The organism is uncultured Campylobacter sp. (assembly GCF_938045625.1).
Classification (GTDB): Bacteria; Campylobacterota; Campylobacteria; order Campylobacterales; family Campylobacteraceae; genus Campylobacter_A.
The window spans coordinates 42,900-65,446 of record NZ_CALIAV010000100.1 but is presented as its reverse complement, the minus strand read 5'-3'; the positions used below and the strand labels follow the sequence as shown (position 1 = coordinate 65,446).

The following is a 22,547-nucleotide window of genomic DNA, read 5'->3' as shown; positions in this document are numbered from 1 at the left end:
ATAATTTATCTGCATTTTCTTACTATTATATATTTGATTGCATTAAGAAATTTGTACCCGTATAGCTACGATAACATATCACAAATACTTGTTTCAGAAAATTTAGATAGCTTTTTATTTTTGCAAGCTAAAGAATAAATACGATAGGCATCAGAAAATAACTAAAAATCTATATTATGTTTAAGAAGCAACAAATACTCAACAAAAAAGTGAGATTAAATTCATATATTCCAAAAGAATGTCCCCAGCGAGATTCGAACTCACGGCCTCAGAATTAGGAATTCTGCGCTCTATCCAGCTGAGCTATGAGGACAAAAATATGAAATTTGTAAAAAAATGCCATTTTAACCGCAAATGGCAAAACGGGGATTAAATTTAAAGGCGAGGATTTACATCCCCGCCAAATTCGGCTTAGCCGTTTCTTTTCTTGATGATCTCTTCACTGACGTTCTTTGGAACTTCCTCGTAGTGGTCAAATTCCATAGAATAAGTCGCGCGACCTTGCGTCATAGAGCGAAGGTCCGTAGAGTAACCAAACATCTGAGCTAGCGGGCAGAAAGCCGTGATGATCTTGCTTCCGTTGCGCTCGTCCATAGAGTTTACTTGTCCGCGGCGTTTATTTAGGTCACCGATAACGTCGCCCATATAGTCCTCAGGCGTCTCAACCTCTACCTTCATCATAGGCTCAAGGATAACTGCGCCTGCTTTTCTAGCACCTTCTTTGAAGCCCATAGATGCGGCAAGCTTAAACGCCATTTCAGATGAGTCGACTTCGTGGTAACTACCGTCAAATAGGGTAACTTTAACGTCCTCAACAGGATAGCCGGCAAGTACGCCATTTTGAAGCGCCTCTTTGCAGCCTTTTTCAACCGCAGGGATGTACTCTTTAGGAACTACGCCGCCTTTGATGTCGTTAACGAACTCAAATCCGCTAGCCGCAGGTAGCGGCTCAAGGCGCAAGAATACGTGCCCGTACTGACCGCGACCACCTGATTGCTTAGCATATTTATACTCTTGCTCAACGGTTTTGCGGATAGTCTCGCGGTATGCAACTTGCGGTTGACCTACTTCGGCATCGACCTTAAATTCGCGTAGCATTCTATCTACGATGATCTCAAGATGAAGCTCGCCCATGCCGCTGATGATAGTTTGACCGCTCTCTTCATCGGTGCCTACTCTAAAGCTTGGATCTTCTTGAGCTAGTTTTTGAAGCGCGATGGCCATTTTTTCTTGGTCGGCTTTAGTTTTTGGCTCGACAGCAACGCTGATAACCGGCTCAGGGAAGTCCATCTTTTCAAGGATGACCTTATCTTTTTCGCTAGCTAACGTATCGCCTGTTAGAGTATTTTTTAGACCCACAACCGCACCGATCTCTCCTGCGTGAAGAACCGAAATTTCCTCACGTTTGTTTGAGTGCATTTTTAGCAGACGGCCGATTCTTTCTTTATTGTCTTGAACGGTGTTGTAAGCATAGCTACCGCTCTCAAGGCTACCGCGATAAACGCGGATGAATGTAAGCTGTCCAACAAACGGGTCGGTCATAATCTTAAACGCAAGAGCTGCAAATTCGCCGTTATCGGTGCTTTCTACCGTTACTTCGCTACCGTCTTCATAAACGCCCTTAATCGCCTCGATCTCATCCGGTGCAGGCAAATACGCTACTACCGCATCAAGTAGCGGCTGGATGCCTTTATTTTTAAATGCCGTTCCGCAAAGCATCGGAGTTATCGTCATTCTTAAGCAGCCTGCTTTGATCCCTTTTTTGATCTCCTCTTCGCTTAGCTCCTCGCCAGAGAAAAATTTCTCCATCAAGCTATCGTCGGTTTCAGAAACCGCTTCGATTAGTTTCGCGCGATACTCCTCGGCTTTATCTTTTACCTCTGCAGGGATTTCTATCTCTTTATAATCGGTCGGTTTCTTGTCGTCTTCCCAAACGTAAGCTTTCATCTTAACAAGATCGACCACGCCTCTAAAGTTATCCTCTGCACCGATAGGAATTTGAATAGGCACCGGATTTGCTTTTAGGCGGTTTCTGATTTGAGACTCGACGTTAAAGAAATTTGCGCCGATTCTGTCCATTTTATTTACAAAAACGATTCTTGGGACATGATATTTATTTGCTTGTCTCCAAACGGTCTCAGACTGAGGCTGTACGCCGCCGACTGAGCAGAATACTGAAACAGCGCCGTCAAGAACGCGCATAGAACGCTCGACTTCGATAGTAAAGTCGACGTGGCCCGGAGTGTCGATCAAATTTATCTGGTGATCTTTCCAAAAGCAAGTGGTCGCCGCAGACGTAATAGTGATGCCGCGCTCTTTTTCTTGTTCCATCCAGTCCATTGTAGCAGCGCCATCGTGAACCTCGCCGATCTTGTGGCTCATACCAGTAAAGAACAAAATTCTTTCGCTGGTCGTAGTTTTACCAGCATCGATGTGAGCAGCGATACCGATGTTTCTAACCATATGTAAAGGGGTTTTTCTATCTGCCATACTAGCCTCCTCTTACCAGCGGTAGTGAGCAAACGCTTTGTTAGCCTCTGCCATTTTATAGGTGTCTTCCTTCTTCTTGAAAGACGCGCCTTTTGAATTTGCTGCATCAAGTAGCTCGTTAGCTAGCTTGTCTATCATCGTTCTTTCGCTTCTTTTTCTAGCAAAACCGATGATCCAGCGGATAGCAAGAGCTTGCTGGCGAGCCGGACGAACTTCTACCGGTACTTGGTAGGTAGCACCGCCGACGCGACGAGATTTAACCTCCATAAGAGGCTTAATGTTTTCGATAGCATCGTTAAACACGTCTATACCTTTTACGTCGCCGCTTTTTTTCTCGATAGCTTTGATAGCGCCGTACATGATCTCGGTAGCGACGCTTTTTTTGCCGTCGTACATAAGAGAGTTAATAAATTTAGTGATTACCTTATTGCCGTAAATTGGATCCGGCATTACTTCCCTGACGGGAGCTTTTCTTCTTCTCATTTGATTATTCCTTCAAATTTTATAAATTTTACTCAAACCTATGCCGCTAATGGCATGGTCTGCGAACCTAAATTTTTATTTCTTTTTACCTGCTGCGGCTGCTGCTTGACCAGGTTTTGGACGTTTAGCGCCGTATTTTGAGCGAGAAACTGTTCTCTTCGCAACGCCAGCTGTATCAAGAGCGCCGCGTACGATGTGGTATTTAACACCCGGTAAGTCTTTAACACGGCCGCCGCGCACTAGCACGATGCTGTGCTCTTGTAGGTTGTGGCCTTCGCCGCCGATATAGCTGATCACTTCAAATCCGCTTGTAAGCCTAACTTTGGCAACTTTTCTCAAAGCCGAGTTTGGTTTTTTAGGAGTCGTAGTATAGACCCTAGTGCAAACTCCTCTTCTTTGAGGACACTCTTTTAGCGCTGGAGATTTTGACTTAAAAGTCACTTTCTTGCGCTCTTTTCTGACCAATTGATTAATGGTTGGCACAGTAATTCCTTTCGACTAAATTTATTAAAAAGACTTGATTTTATTTAAATTTGGCTTAATATAAGGTAAATTTCATCTTTAATGCTGAATTTTATCGCACTAATCTTTTCTAATCGCGTATTTTCCGCTTCCGTTAAAGATGATGCAGAGCGACAAGGCGATGTAAAGATATAAAATTTCAGCCTTAAAGCCGCCGACGTTTGCAAGCTCCAGTCAATTTCCGAGTCCGTGATAGGCGTACATTATCGTTAGGCTCGTACCGATAACGAGCTGCTCCAATCCTTGAAAATATCCCTAAAATTATCATTATCGGCGCAACAACCTCGCCTATATAGGAGCCGTAAGCCACAATCTCAGGCAAGCCGGCTTTTTGTTAAAATACTTTTTACGCCGCCTATGCCATGTGAAATTTTCGCAAAGCCATGCATAAAAAGACAGACACCAAGCCCTAGTCTCGCAAATAAAATTCCTAAATCGAAATTTTTCATTTTTACTCCAAATTTTCAAATTTAAAGGATGGATTTTATCTGATTAGTTTTAAGGCGAGGTAAATTTAAGCCCCGCCGATTTTGGCGAGGCTTGTGGGGTTAAATTTTAGTTTTGTTTTAGCTTGATCTTTTGATCTTGATAAAGACCTGTTCCGACAGGGATCATGCGTCCTAGGATGACGTTTTCTTTTAGATCCTCGAGGTGGTCGATCTTAGCTGCGATCGAAGCCTCAGTTAGAACCTTAGTCGTCTCTTGGAACGATGCGGCCGAGATCACGCTATCGCTTCCGATAGCAGCGCGCGTAACGCCTAGCAAGATAGGCTCGGCGATCGCAGGATTGCCGCCCATTCGCATTATGCGCTCGTTTTCTTCCTTAAATCTCGTTCGAGAGATCATATCGCCGGTGATGAAATTCGTATCGCCGCTATCTACTATCTTAACCTGACGAAGCATCTGAGAAACGATGATCTCGATGTGCTTATCGGCGATCGCAACGCCTTGAGAGCGGTAAACTTGCTGAATTTCGCTGATCAAATAATAGTGTAGCGCCTTTTCGCCCAAAATTCTCAAAACGTCGTGGCTTGAAATTAGTCCGTCGGTTAGCTTCTCGCCCGCGTGGATAAATTCGCCGTCGCGGACTTGAATTTGACGAGTTTTATCTATCAAATACTCGGCAGTCGCGCCGTCGTCGGCCTCGATCACGATGCGCTCTTTGGAGCGAAGCGGTTTTTCAAATCTTACGGTGCCGTCGATTTCAGCGATGATAGCCGTATTTTTCGGACGTCTAGCCTCAAATAGCTCAGATACGCGCGGCAAACCGCCCGTGATGTCTTTTGACTTCGCGACGGCTTTAGGCGTCTTAGCTAGGATATCAGCCTGCTTCACCACTTCGTCGTTACTTACAAATATCGCGGTTTTTGGCTCTAGCTGATAACGGATCATTTTGCCCTCATCGGTACTGATCACGATCGTAGGCTTGATGCCCGAAGGTAGATACTCGTTGATAACCAAACGGCTCTGGCCGGTTGCCTCGTCGTACTGCTCGGCGGCGCTATAGCCTGGCTCGATATCTTCGTATGTCACCCTACCTGCAGCCTCTGCGATGATTGGCGTAGAGTACGGATCCCACTCAGCTATGACGGTTTTCTCTTGGCTTTCAGGCTCAGAGATGACCGCTTTGCTATCTACGATGTCGCTATCGTTTGCTTTGATGATAGAGTTTCGCGGGATATAGTAACGAACCGCCTCTCTGTCGTCCTCGTCCGCAACCACGACAAATAATCCTTTTTCCGTTACGACGTGGCCTTTTTTGATATTTCTTAAGCGCTCTAAATAATCGCCTTTTAGGATATAAAATTTAAGCACGCCGTTTGCGCCCGCAAGGATTTTCTTAGCGATCGGCTCGCCGTCTTCTACCTTTATCTCGCTCGCAAACGGGATACGTTTCGGTACGTTCCAGCCCTCTTTGATAACCTCGGCGATACTTTCATTCTCTTTAACCGAATCGCCGTCGGCATAAGGGATGTAAATTTTACCCTCGACCTTACCGCTAACGCCCGCTAGCTCGTTAGGTTTAGCCAGATCGCCTCTTCTTAGAGTATATTTTACCTCTTCTTTTTTACCTTTTACGATGATGTTTACGTCCTCGTGAGCGATCTCGATCTCGATCTTTCCGTCAAATGGAGCTTTGATCTTAGGCTCGACGAGTAAGACGGCTGAGTTTCTGCGATTTGCTACGATTCGTTTACCGCCGTTTTCGTAAACGTTTAGGTTGTAGTATCTTATAAAGCCCTCTTTTTGTGCGACGACTTGGTAGTCTTGCTGCTCAGTTGATGCCGTACCGCCGATGTGGAAGGTTCTGAGCGTTAGCTGAGTACCGGGTTCGCCGATAGACTGAGCCGAGATGATGCCGACGGCTTCGCCCGGTTTTACCAGCTTTCCTTCGCCCAAATTCACGCCATAGCATTTAGCGCAAACGCCTTTTGCAGCTTTACAAGTTATCGGCGTTCTAATACTTACCGATTTTATACCCGCCTCAGTTATCGCTTTAGCTTTTTCTTCGTCTATTAGCGTACCTTCGCTAAATAGTACCTCGTTTGCTATCGGATCGATTACGTCGTCGGCTAGCACGCGGCCTAAAATTCTCTCTTCTAGACTCTCGATAAGCTCGCCGTTGTCTGTGATCTCGGTGATCTCGACGCCCTCGTGAGTACCGCAGTCGTGCATAGTGACTTTCACGTTTTGCGCGACGTCGATTAGCTTCCTGGTTAGGTATCCAGCGTTCGCCGTTTTTAGCGCGGTATCTGCAAGGCCTTTTCTCGCGCCGTGGGTTGAGTTAAAGTACTCAAGGACGTTTAGACCTTCGCGGAAGTTTGATATGATCGGCGTCTCGATGATCGAGCCGTCAGGCTTCGCCATAAGACCACGCATACCTGCTAACTGGCGAATTTGCGCTGCAGAACCTCTCGCGCCGCTATCGGCCATCATATAAATCGAGTTAAACCCGCCCTTGTCCCCCTGGATAAGTTTCATCATCTCGCCTGCGACGACGTTATTCGTATCCGTCCAGATGTCGATGATTTTATTGTATCTCTCAGAATCCGTTAGCAAGCCTGCGCCGTATTGATTTTGTATCTCGCGGACTTTTTTCTTGGCTTCGTTGATATATTTTTGTTTGCTATCAGGTACGATGATGTCAGCGATAGAGATCGAGATGCCGGCCTTGGTCGCATAGCGGAAACCCAAATTTTTAAGCTTATCCAAAAATCCCGCCGTTACCTCAAGGCCGCCGTTTTTATAGACGTAATCAACCAAATTTGCGATATCTTTTTTCTTCATAACCCTGTTCCACATATTTTCAGGAACAAAATCAGGCAGAATCGAGCGGATGATTAGGCGGCCGGCGGTCGTAAATAGCGTCTTGCCGTCGATCATAGTTTTAATTTTCGAGTGTACCTCTAGGCAGTGCGCTTCCTCGGCGATCATTACTTCATCTACGGACGCAAAAATCTTATTCGCTCCCTTACTATCGGTCTTTTCTAGGCTTAGATAGTAAATTCCCAAAACCATATCCTGGCTAGGAACCGTAATGGCCTTACCGCTTGCAGGAAGCAAGATATTCATCGAGCTAAGCATCAAAATTTTGCACTCTGCGATAGCTTCTTGAGATAGCGGAACGTGAACAGCCATCTGGTCGCCGTCGAAGTCTGCGTTAAATGCGGCGCAAACTAACGGATGTAGCTGGATAGCCTTGCCCTCGACAAGCACAGGGTGAAACGCCTGGATAGATAGTTTGTGAAGCGTCGGAGCGCGGTTTAGCATAACCGGGTGATCCTTAACGACCTCCTCTAGGCACTCCCAAACCTCGTTCGTCTTATCTTCGATCATTTTCTTGGCTTGTTTTACGGTCGTAGCGTAGCCTTTCTCCTCGAGACGAGCTAGCAAATGCGGCTTAAACAGCTCAAGCGCCATTCTTTTTGGTAGTCCACACTGATCCATTCTAAGCTTTGGACCTACGACGATAACCGAACGACCAGAAAAGTCAACGCGCTTACCGAGCAAATTTTGACGGAAGCGGCCTTGCTTGCCTTTGATGATCTCAGAAAGCGATTTAAGCGGGCGTTTGTTTGCGCCCTTTACGGCGTTTGCACGGCGACCGTTGTCAAATAGCGCATCGACGGACTCCTGAAGCATACGCTTTTCGTTTCTGATGATGATTTCGGGCGCGTCAAGCTCCATAAGGCGTTTTAAACGCGCGTTTCTGTTAATAACGCGGCGATACAAGTCGTTTACATCAGAAACCGCAAATTTACCACCGTCAAGGCTAACGAGCGGACGAAGATCTGGCGGAAGAACAGGTAAATTCGTAATCATCATCCACTCAGGGCGGTTACCAGAATTTAAAAAGCTCTCAACGACTTTTAGTCTTTTTACTATGGTTTTTTTCTTAGCTTCCGAATTTGTCGCGCTGATCTCGTCTTTTAGAGTGTTTAAAAGCTCGACTAAATCGATATTTGCTAGCAAATCACGGATCACTTCGCCGCCCATTCTAGCTCTAAATCCGCTCTCTTCAAAACGAGAAGCCAAAGAAACGTATTGCTCTTCGTTTAGAACGTCGAAAATTTCAACTTTTTTGCTGTTTTCGGTATCGTAAAACGCGTCGCCAACGCTCTCGACGATATACGCCTCGTAGTAAAGTACGCGCTCAAGGTCTTTCATCTTTATACCAAGCAACGTTCCTATACGGCTTGGGAGCGAATTTACGTACCATATATGCGCAACAGGAGTCACGAGCTCGATGTGCCCCATTCTAGAGCGGCGAACCTTTGAGCTAGTTACCTCGACTCCGCATTTTTCGCACTTGATGCCTTTGTAACGCATTTTTTTATACTTACCGCATAGGCACTCGTAGTCGCGGATCGGACCGAAAATTTTAGCACAAAATAGACCGTCACGCTCAGGTTTTAACGTGCGGTAGTTAATAGTTTCAGGTTTTTTGACCTCGCCGTGGCTCCATGATTTTATTCTCTCAGGACTTGCCAAACGAAGCTGAAATGCCTCAAAATCGCGCGGTCTGCGTTCTTCTTTTATCTCAATAGGTTTTAACTCACTCATTATTTTCATCCTCATCGTATATCTCGACATCAAGCGCCAATGATTTTAGCTCGTTTGTTAGAACGAAAAATGTCTCAGGAATGCCAGTTTCAGGCACATTTTCGCCTCTAGTTAGGGCTTTATACGCAGACAAACGTCCTTCAACGTCGTCTGATTTAACTGTTAGCATCTCGCGAAGCGTATGAGCTGCACCGTACGCCTCAAGCGCCCAAACCTCCATCTCTCCGAATCTTTGTCCGCCAAATAGCGCCTTACCGCCGACTGGCTGCTGAGTAACTAGGCTATATGGACCCGTGCTTCTAGCGTGAACTTTTTCGTCGACTAGGTGGTGAAGCTTGAGCATATACATACATCCGACGTTTACGCGTTCTTTGATCTTTGAACCCGTGCGTCCGTCGTAAAGCTCGGTCTTGCCGTCCATATCGATCTTAGCTAGTTCAAATAGTTTCATCAGCTCATCGACTCTAACGCCCTCAAATATAGGCGTGGCAAATTTGACGCCGTTAGCCCAGTCTCTAGCGTAATCTAAAAGCTGCTCGTCACTCATTTTGCCTAGAGTCTTTTTGGCATCCATAAATTTAGAGGCCGAAGCTATCTCGATCATCTTGGCTCGTAGCTCTTTTATCCACTCGCCTTTTTTCTCTTGGAAAATTTGATTTATCTGCTCGCCTAAGCGGTAGCCGACAAGACCCAAGTGGCTTTCTAAAATTTGGCCGATATTCATACGGCTAGGAACGCCAAGCGGGTTTAACACGATATCGACCGGCTGACCGCTCGGCAGATACGGCATATCAACCTCAGGAACGATGTTTGAAACAATACCTTTATTTCCGTGGCGACCCGCCATCTTATCGCCCACCTTTAGCTTGCGCTTGGTCGCGATATAGACTTTGACAAGTTTAACTACGCCGCTTGGCAAGATGTCGTCTTTTTCTAAAATTTCCATCTTCGCGTCATGCTCTTCTTTGAGCTTTTTCTTCTCGTTTTGGAAATGATTTTTTATGTCGTCGTATGATTTTTGAACGTCTTTTGAAAAGCCTTTAACGATCGCGCTTAGAGTAAAGCGGTTGATGTTTTCAAACTCTTCTTTATCGATTTTCTCGCCTTTTTTATAGGTTTTTTTTCCGATAGTTTGAGCAGAACTCAAAGGCGTTTTGCAAAGCAGAGCGCCCACTTTTAGCATCTCTTCGCGGTCTAGCATCAAGAGTCTATCGTGGTGTTCTTTTTCAAAAGCCGCTTTTTCTTCTTCATAAACTTTATTTGAGCGGCTATCTTTTTCGTGGCCTTTTTTGGTAAAAATTTTAACGTCTACGACGACGCCTTCCATAGAAGCTGTCGCGTAAAGGGATTTATTTACCACGTGGCCGGCTTTTTCTCCAAAAATCGCGCGAAGCAAGCGCTCCTCAGGCGTAGGCTTAACCTCGCCTTTTGGAGAAACCTTGCCAACTAGGATCATGCCGGGTTTTACTTGCGTGCCGATTTTTATTATACCGCTATCATCAAGATGAAGTAGGTCTTCCTCTTTGATATTCGGGATATCTTTAGTGATCTCCTCAACGCCGTCTTTTAGCTCGCGCGCTTCGATCTCTTTTTCGTAAATATGCACGCTCGTAAATGCATCCTCCCGGATCATTTTTTCGCTAATTACGATCGCGTCCTCGTAGTTATAGCCGTTCCATGGCATGAAAGCTATCAACGCATTTTTACCGATAGCTAGTTCGCCGCGCTCCATAGACGGACCGTCGGCGACAATCTGCCCAGCCGCTACGCTTTCGCCTTTTTTAACGATAGGATGCTGAGAGAAAGTCGTATTTTGGTTGGTTCTTAAATTTTTCTCCATAGAGTAGTGATCGATATATGGGCCTGCCTCGTCTTCGCCAAGGATAAAGATGTTTTTATTATCCACCTTTTCGACTACTCCAGCGCGTCTAGCCTTGATCGCCTCCCATGCGTCGCGCGCTACAGTACTCTCCATGCCAGTTCCTACGATAGGAGCAGACGAACGAAGTAGCGGTACTGCTTGGCGCTGCATGTTTGATCCCATGAGGGCACGGTTTGCGTCGTCGTGCTCCAAAAACGGAATAAGCGATGCCGCAACGCCGGCTATCATGCCGGAGCAAAGGTCGATTAGCTTAACGTCATCACGTTTGGCTAATATCATCTCGCCGTCTTGTCTAGCCTCGATCAAATCCTCTACTATATATCCGCTTTCATCAAGCGCGGTAGAGGCCGGAGCGATAACCAGATTTTCCTCTTGAGTCGCCGTTAGATATACGATCTCGTCGGTTACTTTGCCGTCTACAACTTTTTTATACGGAGCTTCTACGAAGCCGAGGTTATTTACCTTTGCATAAGTAGAAAGCGTGTTGATAAGGCCTATGTTTTGACCTTCCGGAGTCTCTACTGGACAAATTCTGCCGTAGTGAGTCGGGTGAACGTCGCGCACTTCAAAGCCAGCTCTATCTTTAACAAGACCACCTTCGCCCAGCGCTGAAAGTCTGCGCTTATGCGTAACTTCGCTAAGCGGGTTGGTTTGATCCATAAACTGGCTCAACTGACCGCCAGTGAAAAACTCCATTATCGTCGTGGTTATCATTTTTGGATTAACCAAATCGTAAGGCATAATCTCTTCGGCATTACCCAGCGTCGTAAATTTATCCCTGATAGCCTTTTGCATTTTTACAAAGCCCAGGTGAAGCTCGTTTGCCAAAAGCTCGCCGATAGAGCGTATACGACGGTTGCCGAGGTGATCGCGATCGTCGATATGTCCTTGTCCGTTTTTGACCTTTATCAAATATTTTGCCGTTTTTATAATGTCTTCATTGGTCAAAACCGTTACGTATTCAGGTACTTCAAGCGCTAGCTTGTGGTTCATTTTCATACGGCCAACACCCGTCAAATCATATCTTTCAGGATTAAAGAACAAATCATTTACGAAAGCGCGAGCAGCGTCTTTAACGACTGGTTCGCCTGGGCGCATAACTTTATAAATTCTTATCGCCGCGAGATCATTTTCATCATCGACGTTTTCGGTTTGGCGTAGTAGTTTTAGCGTCTCGTTATCAGCGATAAACGAATTTATGATCGCGTCATCCACGCCTGCCGCTAAGTCGTTTGCTATCTCTATACTCTCTTGATCAGCCAAAATTTTAACCAATTTATTTTCATCAAGCTGTGCAAGAGTATCATAAAGCACCTCGCCGCTGCTTTTGTCGATAACCGGGTGAGCTAAAAACCTATTTACCAAAATTTCAGTCGGATATTCGACAAATTTGACGCCGTCGGCAATAATCTTATCTGCTTTTTTCTTGGTTAGCCTTTTGCCAGCCTCGTGTAAAACGTTACCTTCTTCGTCTTTGATATCGTATTCGACCCTGCCCTGATAATCATCTGGGTTAAATGGTGTCAAAAATTTGTTATCTTTTATTGTTAAAGTTTGTATAGGATAAAATAACTTGATAATATCTTGTTTTTTGTATCCAAGTGCCCTAAATAGGATAGTTACAGGCACTTTTCTGCGTTTGTTGATACGCACATAAAGTACGTCTTTTGTGTCGTATTCAAAATATAGCCAGCTACCACGATCAGGAATGATTTGAGCCGTATAAATAAGTTTATTTACTACCGTCGGGCTTTCTTCTTCTTTAAATATAACACCCGGGCTTCTGTGAAGCTGATTAACCACGACGCGCTCGACACCGTTAATAATAAATGAAATTCTATCAGTCATCAAAGGAATTTCGCGAACGAAAATTTCTTGCTCTTTTATATCTTTTATGCCGATCTTCTCGCCTGTTTTTTCGTCTCTCTCGTGAACGATCAGCCTTATTTTCATTTTTAAATTTACAGAATAAGTAAGCCCGCGCTCCATGCACTCTCTGATCGTATATTTTGGCTTTCCGATTTCAGAGCTTACGTATTCCAAGCTTAAGCGGTTTTGTGGATCGTGTATAGGAAATATTGATTTGAAAACTTTTTCTATACCGCTTTCGCCTTGATTTTTATCTACGTTTAAAAACTGGTCAAAACTCTTTTTTTGTAATTGTAGCAGGTTAGGAACATCGATCTCTTTGGCAACATTTGAAAAATCAACCCTAAGACGATTTCCTGAGTATAAACTATTTAGCATATTCTACCTCATGGTATAAGTTTGAAAGAAAGTAAATAACCGCACGTCTGCGGCATCTTTGTAAAAATTAAATAAGGAGGCGTCGCCTCCTTTGTAAAAATAAGTGAAATTATTTAAGTTCGACTTTAGCACCAGCTTCTTCAAGCTCTTTTTTAGCTGCTTCAGCCTCGTCTTTGCTAACGCCCTCTTTGATAACAGAAGGAGTTTGCTCAACTGCGTCTTTAGCCTCTTTAAGACCAAGACCTGTAAGAGCGCGAACGACTTTAATAACGTTGATTTTCTTGTCGCCGCCGTCAACTAGAACAACGTTAAATTCTGTTTTCTCTTCAGCTGCATCGGCTGCGCCGCCTGCTGCTGCACCGCCTGCTACCATTACTGGAGCAGCGCTTACACCAAATTTCTCTTCAAATTCTTTTACTAGTTCACTTAGCTCTAATACTGAAAGATTAGAGATAAATTCTAATACGTCCTCTTTAGTAATTGCCATTTTTTATCCTTTTATATTATGCTGATTTTTCTTTTTTCTCTTTAAGCGCATTTAGTCCAATAGTGAAATTTTGGATAGGCGCATTCCAAACTTGCAAAAGCATAGCAAGCAACTCATCACGGCTAGGCATCTTAGATAGTGCCTTGACCTTCTCAACGCTTGCAACTTCGCCATCAATATGAGCGGTTTTTATTTTGAATAGTTCGCTGTTGGTCTCTTCAAATTTAGCCGCAACTTTAGTAGCTGAAAGCTGATCGCCCCAGATAAAGATATTTGTATCTTTTAAGACCATACCAGACTTTTCAACATTATTAAGAGCGATATTTGCAAGAGTATTTTTTACGATTTGAACTTTTACGTTTAAAACTCTAGCCGCATCTCTCAAAGCCTCTAGCTTTTTAGTGCTAAGACCGCGATAATCACAAACTATAATCGCTTCATTTTCTTTAAATTCGGCTTCAAGTTTACTGATTATTTCAGATTTTTCATTTCTCGTCATCTAGTTTTCTCCTTTCCGACTAGTGATTTCAAGCAGAGCGGCATAAAAGCACGATTAAGCAAAAGCCTCTGCTATCTCCAATCTAAGATAAAAATTATTAGCTAAATTAGCGTAGATCCATAAGCTCTTGAGTCTCAAGTAAAACAGAAGGGCTCATAGTTAATGATAAAGCAACACTCTTAATATATCTACCTTTTGCTGCCGCGGGTTTTTGTCTATTTACTGCCTTAATAAGGGTTGAAATATTATCATTTAATTGCTCTTTTGAAAAGCTAACTTTGCCAAGGCCAGCGTGTATATTTCCTTGCTTATCTACACGGAAATTAACTTGACCGCTTTTTGCGTTATTAACCGCTTGCGCTACATCCATAGTAACCGTGCCGGTTTTTGGGTTTGGCATAAGACCTTTTGGTCCTAAAATTCGTCCTACTTTACCAACTAGCCCCATCAAATTTGGAGTAGCAATAAGAACGTCGAAATTCATAATTCCTTTTTGGATATCCTCAACAAGCTCGTCGCTACCGACTATATCGGCACCGGCGGCTTTTGCTTCATCGGCTTTTGCATCTTTTGCTATAACGGCTACGCGAACGGTTTTGCCAGTTCCTGCAGGAAGTACTACTGAGCCTCTAACCATTTGATCGGCATGTCTTGGATCAACATTGAGTTTTAGCGCAATTTCGACTGTTTCGTCAAATTTGGCGCTTTTTAGTAATTTTACAGTATCAATAGCATCTGCTAAAGAGTAGGTTTTAGTGGTATCAACTTTTTCAAGTAGCTTACCAAATCTTTTCGTAGTTTTTTTTGACATTAATTTCTCCGCATTTATAAATTTTATGCTTCCACATTGTCAAATTTAAGATACACGCGCTATAAATATTAACGCGTGTGTATAAATTTAACTTTATAAAATCCTTATGTGGTAAAAGGATTAATCTACTACCGTAATTCCTATTGAGCGAGCCGAACCAGCAATGATTTTAGCTGCTTGCTCTCTATCTTTAGTATTTAAGTCGGCAATTTTTTTCTCAACTATTTCAAGTACCTGAGCTTTTGTAAGCTTGGCTACTTTATTTTTTAACGGATTATCCGAACCTTTTTCTATACCTGCAACTTTTTTAATCAAATCCGTAGCAGGCGGTTGTTTTGTGATAAATGTAAAGCTTCTATCAGCATAAACGGTGATAACGACCGGAACTCTAAAGCCAGCCATATCTTTTGTTCTTTCATTAAATGCTTTACAAAATTCCATAATATTAACGCCTTGCTGACCAAGAGCCGGACCTACCGGAGGACTTGGATTTGCTTTTGCAGCAGCAATGTGTAATTTAATTTCGCCTATAACTTTTTTAGCCATAAACTTCTCCTTATACTATCTTCTCGACTTGTGAATATAAAATTTCAACTGGGGTGCTTCTGCCAAATATTGAAACATTTAGCCTTAGCTTTCCGTGTATCATATCGTACTCTTCTACTATACCAGTAAAATTCGCGAAAGGCCCTTCCGTAATACGAACATTTTCTCCGTTATCAAAGAAAATTTTTGGTTTAGGAGCGGCTCGCTTTTGGACTTTTTCTAAAATTAAATTTATATCTTTTTCGCTTAGCGGCGTAGGTTTTTTCGCCTCGCCTATAAATCTACCAACTTTAGGAAGAGACTGAATCTTGTGCCAAAGAGCCGTATCCAAATCAAGATATGCAAAAGCATATCCAGGATAAAGACTTCTTTCGTTTATTTTTTTCTTGCCGTTTTTGATTTCTATTACATCTTCAGTAGGAACTATAATCTCTTTTAGTTGTTCTTCAATGTGATTATCTCTAACCAAATTTTCAATAGCTCTCTTTACGCTCATTTCGCTACCGGCATAAGTTTGAATCGCATACCATTTATGTGCCATGATCCAACCTTAAATCAGCTTTGAAAGAGAGAAAGACATAATTGCATCAACAAGAGCTAAAAAAAGTGAAACAATAGCTACTACAGCAAAAACTGTTATAAAAGCATTTCTTATCTGCTCTTTGAGTGGAAAAATTACCTTTCCAATCTCAGCGCGAGAAAGCTTTATATAATTTATTATTTTTTCCATTTTTAACCTTTTGATGGCAGGGCAAGAGGGATTCGAACCCCCAACCATTGGATTTGGAATCCAGCGCTCTACCGTTGGAGCTATTGCCCTAAAAAGCCTTAGCTCTTTAACTTAACTTCTTTATGAACTGTGTGTTTTTTTAGTCTTGGGCAATATTTTTTTAGTTCTAATTTTTCAGTCGTTGTCTTGCTGTTTTTTACTGTGGTATAGTTTATATCACCTGATTCAGAACATTTAAGACCAACTTTTATTCTATTACCTTTTGCCATAAATTCCCTTTGAAAAAGCGGAGAAAAATCTCCGCTAAAAATTATAAATTAGATTATGCTAGAATCTTAGAAACAACGCCTGAACCAACAGTTCTACCGCCTTCACGGATCGCAAAACGAGTTCCCTCTTCAAGAGCAACTGGCGCAATAAGCTCAACAGTTATCTTTAGGTTATCACCAGGCATAACCATCTCTGTTCCTTCTGGAAGAGTAATAGAACCTGTAACATCAGTCGTTCTTACATAGAACTGCGGTCTATAGTTGTTAAAGAATGGGGTGTGGCGTCCACCTTCTTCTTTTGTTAAAATATAAACTTCGCCCTCAAATTTAGTGTGAGGAGTAATTGATTTAGGTTTGCAAAGAACCATACCGCGCTCAACGTCTTCTTTTTTAGTGCCTCTTAGAAGAACGCCTACGTTGTCGCCTGCCTCGCCTTGATCCATCTCTTTTCTAAACATCTCAACGCCGGTAACTGTAGTAGTTTGAGTTGGTCTAATACCTACGATTTCGATGGTATCGCCGACTTTTACCACGCCTTTTTCAATTCTACCGGTAACAACCGTACCGCGACCAGAAATAGAGAAAACATCCTCGATAGGCATCAAGAAATCTTTATCTGTTGCACGTACTGGAGTTGGAATATACTCATCAACTCTAGCCATAAGTTCAAGAACCTTTGCAGACCATTCGCCGTCTGTTCCAGCCTTAGCCTCATTAAGAGCTTGTAGAGCCGAGCCTGCTACGATTGGAGTATCGTCACCAGGGAAGTCGTACTCGTTTAGAAGCTCGCGAATTTCCATCTCAACTAGTTCAAGAAGTTCAGCATCGTCAACCATATCAGCTTTGTTCATGAAAACAACGATATATGGAACGCCTACTTGGCGAGATAGCAAGATGTGCTCTCTGGTTTGAGGCATTGGGCCGTCAGCAGCAGAAACAACTAGGATAGCACCGTCCATTTGAGCCGCACCGGTAATCATGTTTTTAACATAGTCGGCGTGGCCTGGGCAGTCAACGTGAGCATAGTGGCGATTTTCAGTCTCATACTCAATGTGAGAAGTAGCGATGGTAATACCGCGCTCTTTCTCCTCTGGAGCGTTGTCGATATTATCATAGTCTTTTAGCTCAGCAAGACCTTTTCTTGAAAGAACAGCAGAAATTGCAGCTGTCAAAGTTGTTTTACCATGGTCAACGTGACCAATAGTACCAATGTTTACGTGTGGCTTGTTACGTGAAAATTTTTCTTTTGCCATCTCTTCCTCCGTAATGATATTTGTGTTTCAAATTTATGCTTAATTTTTCTTCTCTAAAATCCGTGGAGCTCATAGCGGGACTTGAACCCGCGACCTCTTCCTTACCAAGGAAGTGCTCTACCTCTGAGCCATATGAGCCTAAACTCAGGCAAAGAGAAATCGCTACCAATACCCAACAATGCGACCAAAATTTAGATTATGTAAGCATATAAAAGCAGTTAAGTTTTACAGCTCCCAGTAAACCTAAATGGTGGAGCGGGAAACGGGGCTCGAACCCGCGACCCTCAGCTTGGAAGGCTGATGCTCTAGCCAACTGAGCTACTCCCGCGCGTAGCATGGTGGTGAGACGTGGATTCGAACCACGGAAGACATAGTCAGCAGATTTACAGTCTGCCCTCGTTGGCCGCTTGAGTATCTCACCCTAATTAATCTTAAATTATAAATGCTTAATGGTATTTCTGGTCAAACACTGTTATGAAATGGAGCTGGTGAACGGACTTGAACCGCCGACCCACTGCTTACAAGGCAGTAGCTCTACCAACTGAGCTACACCAGCATCCTTGATTTGTGAAAGTTGGATTATAGCCCAATTTCTTTTCAAAGTCAAGCTTTTTTAAAAATTTTTTGGAAATAAGGATAAAAAATTAGAATTTAGCCGCACATACAAACTAAATTTTAGCCCATTGGTTCCGGAGCCTCTTTAAAAAATAGGTCCGGCTTCTTTCTTAATCCTCGTTTTTTTGGCATAGTTACGTCTTTTTCTTCTGCAGTGGTTTTAGAATCAATGACGCCTTTATCGTCGTTATTTTCATTTTTTACTATCCCGGTGTACGCCTCTTTGTATCCTGCGGATTTTATTTTATTAATTAAAATTTTAATTTTTTCTCCGCTTAGAGGCTGTGTTTTTATCGCGATGGCACGGTATCTACCAAATTTACCGCTAACGACCTTTTCGACGCCCTCAAGGTCGCCTACTTTTTTTTCGACGGCCACTCGCACGCTTTCTATTGCCTTTTCGCTTACGTCATCGCCAAAAGCGCTCACAAAAATATGATATTCGTCGTTTGCAAGCAAGGCGCCAAAAAGCATCAAAATAACGAATATCACCTTTTTCACGAAATTTCCTTAGGATATTTATCAAATTTTACAGTATCGACCGACCGTCTTATCATTATACAACAAAAAAATATAAACTTACCGTCAAACTCTATCCAAGTACCCTTGCGATTAACTCTATCGGGTTCTCGCATTTCACGTCTGAGCCGCCGATATGTAACGCATTTGAAATCTGCATTTTACAGGCGCTACACTCTGCGCTTACGATCTTTGCGCCCGAGTTTTTTATCATCTCGTATTTTCTTTGTCCGGCTGCGCGGCTTAGGTGATATTTTTCGGACTGCATCGTCACGCCGCCAAATCCGCAACACTCGTTTGGATCGTCCATTTCGGTCATTTCGTAGTTTTGAGCAAGCAGTTTGCGAGGCTCTTTAAAGACGCCTTGCATTTTTCTGGCGTGACAAGGGTCGTGATAGGTCACGGAGGTCAAATTTTTGCCTTTTTTAGCCAAAATTTCAGCTAAATTTGTAAATTTTTCAAAGTACTCCGTCGCTAAAAATATCTTCTTGCTCACCGCTTTTGCGCGCTCTCGCCACTGCTCGTCATTATGGAAAAAGTGCTCGTAGTCGATCTTTATCATCGCCGAACAAGTAGCCTCCGGCACGATGATAGCGTCTAGCTCGCCCAGCATCTTTTCAAAATACTCGATATTTCGCTTTGCCAAAACCTCGACCGTCGCAAAATCTCCCGTAAAATACGCCGGCGCGCCGCAACAGGCCTGCTTTTTCATCAAATTTAAATTTAACCCAAGCTTGCGCGCTATCTTAACCAGAGCCTCGCCGATGCCCGTATACGCGTAGTTTCCCATACAGCCGATAAAAACTCCGATAGTTTTATCGCCGCCGTTATCGATAAACTCGGCATGCGAGTTTAAAAAGCTCTTTTTGCTAGCAGTGGGCAAAAGCCGCTCTTTTTTCACCATCGGCAGGCTAAATCTCGGGCTCATCGCGCCTTCACGGATCTTAAACGCGCAACTTTGAAACACATACCCCAGCCTCGCGCAAAAGTCCATCACCGCGCGGTGGCGAAGCAACCAAAAAAACGCCTTTTTATACCACGCGATGCCAAATTTTTCCGCGATGTCGCGACGGACGTTTTCTATCGCCGTATCCACGCGCAATGAGTTTGGACATACCTCGACGCAGCTCGTGCATAAAAAACAGCTCTCAAAGATATTTTTCGCGCTTTTATCGAGCTTTAGCTCGCCGCGCTCATAGGCTCCCACGAGATCCAAAAAACCGCGCGGAGAGGTCGTCTCGTCGGAGTTTATCTTGTGGATCGTGCAGACTTGGATACATTTGCCGCATTTTACGCATTTATCTGAAATTTCGCTAAATTTAAACATATCCGCCCATCAAACCGTTTTTGAAAATCGGCGTAAATTTTCGGGTATTTTTTTCAAATACGCGTCAAAGCACATCGCGATATTTCGTATGATCAGCGTACCCGTCTCGTTTACGCTGATTTTTTCCGGTGTTACAGTTACAAATTCGCTCAAATTTTCAAGCTCGACCAAATCATCCTTAAAATACTCAAAAAATTTGATGTCAAATTTAGCCTCGACCGCCTTGATATCAAGCGCAAAGTTGCTCATCAGGCTCATGATCACAGCTTTTCTGATTAGATCGTCGCCAGTTAGATAAATGCCCTTGCAATACGGCAAAATGCCGCTATCTAGGGCTTTTTCGTATTCGTCCATGTCTTTGAAATTTTGCGCGTAGTATCTTTGCCCTTCGCCGATGCTAGTTAGTCCGATGCCGATTAGATCAGCTCCGCCCTTAGTCGTGTAGCCTTGGAAGTTTCTATGAAGCGTGCCATTAGCAAGCGCGCCGAAAAGCTCGTCGCCAGGCTTTGCAAAGTGATCCATGCCGATCATTTTGTAGCCGTTTTTGATAAAAAACTCGGCCGTGTATTTTAAAATTTCAAGCTTTGTTTTAGGGCTAGGTAGTGTAGCTTCGTCAAATTTACGCATAGATTTTTTTATCCACGGCACGTGCGCGTAGTTAAACACCGCCAGACGGTCGGGAGACAGCGTCAAAGCCTTATCAAGCGTCGCTTTAAAACTCTCTAGCGTCTGATACGGCAGGCCGTAGATCAGGTCCATATTTATCGAGTTTATGCCCTTAGTGCGCGCCATATCTACGGCGTTTTTGGTGATCTCGTAGGGCTGGATGCGGTGGATCTCTTTTTGTACGCGCTCGTCAAAATCCTGCACGCCGTAGCTAACGCGGTTAAATCCGTGAGAGACGAGCACGTCAAGCTGCTCTCTTGTTAAAAATCTCGGGTCGATTTCACAGCTGATTTCAGCCTCGGGAGAGAAGTTTTTAAATTTAGCCTTTATCATTTTGATGATTTCATCAAGCTGATCCGCGCCATAGAATGTCGGAGTGCCGCCGCCAAAGTGCATTTGCAGCACAGGCGCGCTCGTATCGAGGTTTGCCGCTAGCAGATCTAGCTCTTTTTGCAGATACTCCATGTACCGCGTTTTGCGGTCTTCTTTGCTCGTATAGATCACGTTGCAACCGCAAAAATAACAGGCGCTGCGGCAAAACGGCAGGTGCAAATAAAGCGAAAGCGGGCGCGAGGCGTCGCGATTTTTTAGCTCCCCTAGGTAGTCCTCGTAGGTAAATTTATCGCTAAACTCGGGCGCGGTCGGATAGCTCGTGTAGCGCGGTCCCGGGCGCGAATACTTCACGTAAGCGTCAAAATCTATCATAGCGTTTTATTCCTTGCGTTTTTCATTAAATTCTGCATATCGACGAACAAATTTGGATACTGCTTTTTGATACCTTTTACCAGTTTTTCCAAATTTACGTCGATGCTTTTTTTGTTTTTATTTTTTGCGGCGATCTTGCGTATCTCGTCCATCGCCACGACCCAGACGTCGGCAAAATCTATCGGTACGTTCTGCCAGATCGTCTTTTCAAGCCTTAGCTCGAAATTTTCCTTTTGGACGTTGCGGTAGGCTTCGATGAGTTGCGAGAGCGATTTTAACGAAACCATCGTGTGCAAATTTTGATTTTCGTCAATGCCAAACCAAGGTTCAACTCCGTCCCACGAGCCGCTTTTTAGGCTGAGGCTCATTTGATTAGGATCGCTCGTCGGCACGATCTCAAATATCGTTTTCTCACCCTCTTTTATCCCAAGCTCGCCCGAAATTTCGTCGATTTTTTCGTATGTTTTTTGTAGATTTTTTTCTTTCATTTACTTCCTTAACTTACCCGTTTCGCTGCCTATCTAGCCAAACCATCACGCCTTTTTGCGCGTGCAATCTATTTTCCGCCTCGGCAAAAATCTCATCCGCATGCGCCTCAAACACCGCCTCACTCACCTCGTATCCGCGGTAGGCCGGCAAGCAGTGTAAAAATATCGCTCTCGGAGCGGCTAATTCCATCAAATTTTCATCCACGCAAAAGCCCGCGAAGTCTTTTAAGCGCTTTTCTTTTTCAGCTTCTTGCCCCATCGAGACCCAAGTATCGGTAGTGACGACGTTAGCGCCCGATACGGCTTCTTTTACGTCCTGAGTTAGATAAATTTTAGCTCCCGAGATTTGAGCGTTTTTCATCGCTAAATTTACGACCTCGGCATCCGGTTCATAGCCCGCGGGCGTCGCGATCCTTAGCTCAAAGCCTAGCTTGCTAGCTAGCATCAGCCACGAATGCGCCATGTTATTGCCGTCGCCCACGAACCCCGCTTTTATCTCGTCTATTTTTAGCCCGCATTCGACCGCCGTCATGAGATCGGCCATCAGCTGCGCGGGATGAAATTTGTCGCTAAGGCCGTTTATCACGGGTACGCGGCTAAATTTGGCAAATTCCTCAAGTGTCTCGTGGCGATTAACGCGAGCCATGATGAGATCGCACATTCGCGAGATCACGCGCGCGGTGTCTTTTATCGGCTCGCCGCGCCCGATCTGGATGTCGCTCGAGCTGAGAAACAGCGCGTGCCCGCCAAGCTCGTTCATCCCTACGTCAAAGCTCACGCGCGTTCTAGTCGAGCTTTTTTCAAATATCATCGCTAATTTTTGATCTTTTAGATACGGCTTAAAATCTCGCGCCTTTGCCTCTTTTTTTATCTGCAAACCCAAATTTAAAATTTCTATGATTTCGTCTTTGCTAAAATCGTTTAACGTCAAAAAGTGCCGCATT

18 protein-coding genes, 6 tRNA genes and 1 pseudogene are annotated in these 22,547 nt (G+C 43.9%); all 25 read right to left on the bottom strand.

Features of this window, described 5'->3' with window-relative positions; translation table 11 throughout:
- Positions 1-239 precede the first annotated feature (239 nt).
- The 25 genes and pseudogenes from Q0386_RS09485 to argF all read right to left on the bottom strand — a co-directional run bounded on the left by Q0386_RS09485 (position 240) and on the right by argF (position 22,546).
- Positions 240-313 (bottom strand) — tRNA-Arg (locus Q0386_RS09485).
- Between the two features lie 98 nt (positions 314-411).
- Positions 412-2,490 (bottom strand): elongation factor G, encoded by a 2,079-nt coding sequence (gene fusA, locus Q0386_RS09480; protein ID WP_299030188.1) that lies wholly within the window; start codon positions 2,488-2,490, stop codon positions 412-414.
- A gap of 12 nt (positions 2,491-2,502) precedes the next feature.
- Positions 2,503-2,973: a 30S ribosomal protein S7 gene (gene rpsG / locus Q0386_RS09475; RefSeq protein WP_002947591.1), complete on the bottom strand. Its 471-nt coding sequence runs from the start codon at positions 2,971-2,973 to the stop codon at positions 2,503-2,505.
- A gap of 75 nt (positions 2,974-3,048) precedes the next feature.
- Positions 3,049-3,456 carry a 30S ribosomal protein S12 gene (gene rpsL, locus Q0386_RS09470; RefSeq protein ID WP_004322129.1) on the bottom strand — a complete coding sequence of 136 codons (408 nt, stop codon included), beginning with the start codon at positions 3,454-3,456 and terminating at the stop codon, positions 3,049-3,051.
- Positions 3,457-3,555: 99 nt separating this feature from the next.
- Positions 3,556-3,944 (bottom strand): annotated as a pseudogene (locus tag Q0386_RS09465) (DoxX family protein).
- A 106-nt stretch (positions 3,945-4,050) separates the two neighbouring features.
- The gene (rpoC, locus tag Q0386_RS09460; RefSeq protein ID WP_299030185.1) at positions 4,051-8,559 is read right to left on the bottom strand and encodes a DNA-directed RNA polymerase subunit beta'; all 4,509 of its coding nucleotides are present in this window, start codon (positions 8,557-8,559) and stop codon (positions 4,051-4,053) included.
- Positions 8,552-12,688 (bottom strand): DNA-directed RNA polymerase subunit beta, encoded by a 4,137-nt coding sequence (gene rpoB, locus Q0386_RS09455; RefSeq protein WP_299030182.1) that lies wholly within the window; start codon positions 12,686-12,688, stop codon positions 8,552-8,554. Before rpoB ends, rpoC begins: the two co-directional genes overlap by 8 nt.
- 109 nt (positions 12,689-12,797) lie before the next feature.
- Positions 12,798-13,175, bottom strand: a complete 378-nt coding sequence (gene rplL / locus Q0386_RS09450; protein WP_002947609.1) for a 50S ribosomal protein L7/L12 — start codon at positions 13,173-13,175, stop codon at positions 12,798-12,800.
- A gap of 16 nt (positions 13,176-13,191) precedes the next feature.
- Positions 13,192-13,674 carry a 50S ribosomal protein L10 gene (gene rplJ, locus Q0386_RS09445; RefSeq protein WP_002947610.1) on the bottom strand — a complete coding sequence of 161 codons (483 nt, stop codon included), beginning with the start codon at positions 13,672-13,674 and terminating at the stop codon, positions 13,192-13,194.
- A 106-nt stretch (positions 13,675-13,780) separates the two neighbouring features.
- The gene (gene rplA / locus Q0386_RS09440; protein ID WP_299030178.1) at positions 13,781-14,485 is read right to left on the bottom strand and encodes a 50S ribosomal protein L1; all 705 of its coding nucleotides are present in this window, start codon (positions 14,483-14,485) and stop codon (positions 13,781-13,783) included.
- 120 nt (positions 14,486-14,605) lie between these two features.
- On the bottom strand, positions 14,606-15,031 hold the full coding sequence (gene rplK / locus Q0386_RS09435; protein ID WP_299030176.1) for a 50S ribosomal protein L11: 426 nt from the start codon (positions 15,029-15,031) through the stop codon (positions 14,606-14,608).
- Between the two features lie 10 nt (positions 15,032-15,041).
- Entirely contained in the window at positions 15,042-15,575 is a 534-nt protein-coding gene (nusG, locus tag Q0386_RS09430; protein WP_298789682.1) for a transcription termination/antitermination protein NusG, read from the bottom strand.
- Positions 15,576-15,581: 6 nt separating this feature from the next.
- Positions 15,582-15,761: a preprotein translocase subunit SecE gene (secE, locus tag Q0386_RS09425; protein ID WP_004322122.1), complete on the bottom strand. Its 180-nt coding sequence runs from the start codon at positions 15,759-15,761 to the stop codon at positions 15,582-15,584.
- Positions 15,762-15,775: 14 nt separating this feature from the next.
- Positions 15,776-15,851: transfer RNA gene (locus Q0386_RS09420), tRNA-Trp, on the bottom strand.
- 8 nt (positions 15,852-15,859) lie between these two features.
- Positions 15,860-16,030, bottom strand: coding sequence for a 50S ribosomal protein L33 (gene rpmG / locus Q0386_RS09415; protein ID WP_004322121.1), 171 nt, complete (start codon positions 16,028-16,030; stop codon positions 15,860-15,862).
- A gap of 53 nt (positions 16,031-16,083) precedes the next feature.
- Positions 16,084-17,283: an elongation factor Tu gene (tuf, locus tag Q0386_RS09410; RefSeq protein ID WP_002947618.1), complete on the bottom strand. Its 1,200-nt coding sequence runs from the start codon at positions 17,281-17,283 to the stop codon at positions 16,084-16,086.
- Between the two features lie 63 nt (positions 17,284-17,346).
- A tRNA-Thr gene (locus Q0386_RS09405) sits at positions 17,347-17,421 on the bottom strand.
- Between the two features lie 113 nt (positions 17,422-17,534).
- Positions 17,535-17,611: transfer RNA gene (locus tag Q0386_RS09400), tRNA-Gly, on the bottom strand.
- An 8-nt stretch (positions 17,612-17,619) separates the two neighbouring features.
- Positions 17,620-17,704 (bottom strand) — tRNA-Tyr (locus tag Q0386_RS09395).
- A 59-nt stretch (positions 17,705-17,763) separates the two neighbouring features.
- Positions 17,764-17,839 (bottom strand) — tRNA-Thr (locus Q0386_RS09390).
- Between the two features lie 119 nt (positions 17,840-17,958).
- A complete protein-coding gene (locus tag Q0386_RS09385) occupies positions 17,959-18,399 on the bottom strand; it encodes a hypothetical protein (protein WP_299030173.1) in 441 nt (146 codons plus the stop codon).
- Positions 18,400-18,490: 91 nt separating this feature from the next.
- Positions 18,491-19,744, bottom strand: a complete 1,254-nt coding sequence (locus Q0386_RS09380) for a (Fe-S)-binding protein (RefSeq protein WP_299030171.1) — start codon at positions 19,742-19,744, stop codon at positions 18,491-18,493.
- Positions 19,745-19,753: 9 nt separating this feature from the next.
- Positions 19,754-21,115, bottom strand: coding sequence for an oxygen-independent coproporphyrinogen III oxidase (gene hemN / locus Q0386_RS09375; protein WP_299030168.1), 1,362 nt, complete (start codon positions 21,113-21,115; stop codon positions 19,754-19,756).
- Positions 21,112-21,603, bottom strand: coding sequence for a DUF2603 domain-containing protein (locus Q0386_RS09370; RefSeq protein WP_004318434.1), 492 nt, complete (start codon positions 21,601-21,603; stop codon positions 21,112-21,114). Before Q0386_RS09370 ends, hemN begins: the two co-directional genes overlap by 4 nt.
- Before the next feature lie 13 nt (positions 21,604-21,616).
- Entirely contained in the window at positions 21,617-22,546 is a 930-nt protein-coding gene (argF, locus tag Q0386_RS09365) for an ornithine carbamoyltransferase (RefSeq protein WP_299030165.1), read from the bottom strand.
- Position 22,547 lies beyond the last annotated feature (1 nt).

Coding starts and splice junctions, on each gene's coding strand:
- Q0386_RS09380 (WP_299030171.1), bottom strand. CDS start 19,744: ATGTTTAAATTTAGCGAAATTTCAGATAAATGCGTAAAATGCGGCAAA.
- Q0386_RS09370 (WP_004318434.1), bottom strand. CDS start 21,603: ATGAAAGAAAAAAATCTACAAAAAACATACGAAAAAATCGACGAAATT.
- rpoB (WP_299030182.1), bottom strand. CDS start 12,688: ATGCTAAATAGTTTATACTCAGGAAATCGTCTTAGGGTTGATTTTTCA.
- argF (WP_299030165.1), bottom strand. CDS start 22,546: ATGCGGCACTTTTTGACGTTAAACGATTTTAGCAAAGACGAAATCATA.
- hemN (WP_299030168.1), bottom strand. CDS start 21,115: ATGATAGATTTTGACGCTTACGTGAAGTATTCGCGCCCGGGACCGCGC.
- rpoC (WP_299030185.1), bottom strand. CDS start 8,559: ATGAGTGAGTTAAAACCTATTGAGATAAAAGAAGAACGCAGACCGCGC.
- rplJ (WP_002947610.1), bottom strand. CDS start 13,674: ATGACGAGAAATGAAAAATCTGAAATAATCAGTAAACTTGAAGCCGAA.
- rplA (WP_299030178.1), bottom strand. CDS start 14,485: ATGTCAAAAAAAACTACGAAAAGATTTGGTAAGCTACTTGAAAAAGTT.
- rplK (WP_299030176.1), bottom strand. CDS start 15,031: ATGGCTAAAAAAGTTATAGGCGAAATTAAATTACACATTGCTGCTGCA.
- tuf (WP_002947618.1), bottom strand. CDS start 17,283: ATGGCAAAAGAAAAATTTTCACGTAACAAGCCACACGTAAACATTGGT.
- fusA (WP_299030188.1), bottom strand. CDS start 2,490: ATGGCAGATAGAAAAACCCCTTTACATATGGTTAGAAACATCGGTATC.
- secE (WP_004322122.1), bottom strand. CDS start 15,761: ATGGAAAAAATAATAAATTATATAAAGCTTTCTCGCGCTGAGATTGGA.
- rpmG (WP_004322121.1), bottom strand. CDS start 16,030: ATGGCAAAAGGTAATAGAATAAAAGTTGGTCTTAAATGTTCTGAATCA.
- rplL (WP_002947609.1), bottom strand. CDS start 13,175: ATGGCAATTACTAAAGAGGACGTATTAGAATTTATCTCTAATCTTTCA.
- rpsG (WP_002947591.1), bottom strand. CDS start 2,973: ATGAGAAGAAGAAAAGCTCCCGTCAGGGAAGTAATGCCGGATCCAATT.